This window comes from Microbacterium sp. HMWF026 (assembly GCF_003061325.1).
In the GTDB taxonomy this organism is placed as follows: Bacteria; Actinomycetota; Actinomycetes; order Actinomycetales; family Microbacteriaceae; genus Microbacterium; species Microbacterium testaceum_E.
Window position 1 is genome coordinate 1 of record NZ_QAJB01000452.1, and the last position, 2,527, is coordinate 2,527.

3 protein-coding genes are annotated in these 2,527 nt (G+C 75.6%); 1 reads left to right on the forward strand and 2 read right to left on the reverse strand.

Annotation, left to right across the window (positions count from 1 at the left end):
* Positions 1-290, forward strand: a 290-nt coding sequence (locus DBR36_RS17965; protein ID WP_181373656.1) for an Ig-like domain-containing protein, incomplete at its 5' end; no start/stop codon positions are given.
* Between the two features lie 12 nt (positions 291-302).
* Here DBR36_RS17965 and DBR36_RS16395 read toward each other — a convergent pair.
* Together DBR36_RS16395 and DBR36_RS16400 are read right to left on the reverse strand one after the other, a co-directional pair.
* Positions 303-1,457, reverse strand: coding sequence for a glycoside hydrolase family 5 protein (locus DBR36_RS16395; RefSeq protein ID WP_108320762.1), 1,155 nt, complete (start codon positions 1,455-1,457; stop codon positions 303-305).
* The coding region (locus tag DBR36_RS16400) for a glycosyltransferase (protein WP_219927679.1) at positions 1,454-2,527 on the reverse strand (1,074 nt) is incomplete at its 5' end. The genes DBR36_RS16395 and DBR36_RS16400, both read right to left, overlap by 4 nt.

Sequence of the window (2,527 nt, forward strand, 5' to 3'; positions counted from 1 at the left end):
ACACGACGGCGCCGACCGTCGCGATCATCTCGCCCACCTCGGGCACCTCGGTGTCGGGGGTCGTAACGATCCGCGTCTCGGCCACCGACCAGGTCGGCGTCACCGGCGTCACCGTCTGGGCGGGCACCAACCGCCTCGCGGTGGCGACGCAGGTCACGGCGACCGAGTGGCGCGCGGCCTACGACACCCGCAACGTCCGCAACGCCACCTACCCGATCACGGCCAAGGCCACCGACGCCGCGGGCAACACCGCGACCTCGACGGCCGTCAGCCTGACGATCGCCAACTGAGGGCGGCGGGGCTCACCTCGGCGAGAGGTGTGCCTCGATCACCCGCGCCTGCGACAGCGCCGTGTCGATCCCCGTGGGCGACGGCATCCCGGGTTCGCTCGACACGTACGCCAGCAGGGTGCCGACCGTGCGGGCGCTCGTCGCGCCGAAGTAGGTGACGTCGAGGCCGTAATCGTCGGCCAGGTCGTAGAACCGGTCGAACAGGGTGTTCCAGCGCTCGCCGTCGGCCGCCGTGGTGGCGCCGCCCTCGCCGCCCGAGGGCCATCCCACCTCGCCGACCGCACACCGCACCTGCCACTGTGCGCACCAGTCGCCGAAGGTGCGCAGGCGGTCGAGCACGCGATCGGGGTCCTCGATGTCGGCGTACGCCGGCCCCGACGCGTCGGCGTAGAAGTGCTCCGAGTAGATCACCCGTCCCGTCGGGTCGACGATCCACGGTCCGTCGGGGGCGATCGCGGCCAGCCGCCCCCGCTCGTCGCTGAGGATCCCCTCGACCCACACCGGCTGGGTCGCGCCGGTGGAGCGGATGGCATCCACCCCCACCTGCGCGTAGTGCTTGTACACGTCGATGCCCACCGACCACCGCGGTTCGTTGAACACGTCGTACGCGGCCACCCCGGGTTCGTCCCGGAGCCGCCCCGCGAGAGCCGTCCAGACCGTCGTGACGTGGTCCTCGGTGATGCCGTCGCCGCACCGCACGCTGCCTGGGATCTCGGGCCCCGCTCCCCACGGGTAAGTGCAGCCGTTGTGCAGGTCGACGACGGTGCGGATGCCGTGGCCCCACGCCGTCCGCACCTCGGCGGCGATGGCATCCAGGTACGCCGTGTCGATCGGCTGGGCGAGGCCGTCGAGGGCGGACCCCCCGGCGGGGATGACCTGCAGGCGCTGCCACGGCACGGCGAGACGCACGATGTCGACCCCGCGAGACGCGAGGAAGGCGTAGCTCGCGTCGGGTTCGTTCGCAGCCCCCGGATCGGCCCCCGCACCGCCGAGCACATGACCGTAGAGGTTGACGCCGCGCAGGTACGGGGCGCCGTCGAGGTAGGCGTCGAAGGCGTCGGCGGGTACCGGCACGACGTCGGGACGCGGCCCGGGGGCGCACCCGGCGAGCACCACCCCGGCGGTCAGGACGACGCCGATCAGCGCGCGAGAAGCGCGCCGCGTCATGCCGGAACGGCCCGTCCCGCGTCGGCGTGCGCCACGGCCAGATCGACCGCCCGCAGCAGCAGACGAGCACTGGATGCCGGCGCGAACCGCGCGAGCCAGTCGTCGACGCCGGCCACCTCGAGGCGCGAGGCCGCGATGATCGCGTCGGCCAGCGCGACCGCATCCCCCGCGACGGCGAGTTCACCCGTGACGCCGGGGACGATGGCATCCGCCACCCCGAGCGCGGTCGACACCGCCACCGCGGGCACCCCGCGCGCGGCGGCGCGGACGAGCTCGGCACCGAAACCGGCGCTGGTGGCGCCGAGCACCACGACCGCGCTCGGCCCCCACGCCCCGTCGTCGGCGCGCATCGCGAGGCCGTGCGACACCGCGGCGCGGCGCACCGTCTCGGACAGCGCGCCGCCGGGGCGCACGACGAGCTCGACCGCGATCCCGCGTCGGTCGAGCTCGCCGGCCGCCGCGACGACGCGCAGCGGATCGTTCGCGGCGGAGAGGTCCCCCGCCACGACGACGGTCAGCCCGCGCGCCGTGCCGATCACGCGCGCCGCGCGGACACCCTCGGTCGACACGACGTCGGCCACGGGCGGCGGGACGATCAGACTGCGGCTGGCCGGAACCCCGCACCCGGCGTTGATCTCGGCGGCGAGCGCGTGCGACGAGGCGATCACGACGTCGGCCGAGCGGTAGCGACGGCGCGCCTGGAGCGCACCGATGCGTACGGCGGGGACGCGGCTGCGTCGACGTGCGACGAGCGACGCGTGCTCGCTCGCCACGACCGCCGGCGGCCGGGTGGTCAGCTCGCGCGCCGCCAGCGCCGCGAGCGCGGCCGCGGTCCCGGCTCCCACCACCGCGCGGGGTGCGACGGCGTCCAGCCGCGCGGCCAGGGCGGCGATGCGCGTGCCGCCGCGACCGGGCAGCGTCCGCACCGTGATCGTGTCGGTGGGGACCCCCATCGCGGCCAGGGCTGTCGCCCAGGTCGTGGCGGCACGCGCATCGCCGCCCTGGCCGCGCGGCTGGACGCCGTCGCACCCCGCGCGGTGGTGGGAGCCGGGACCGCGGCCGCGCTCGCG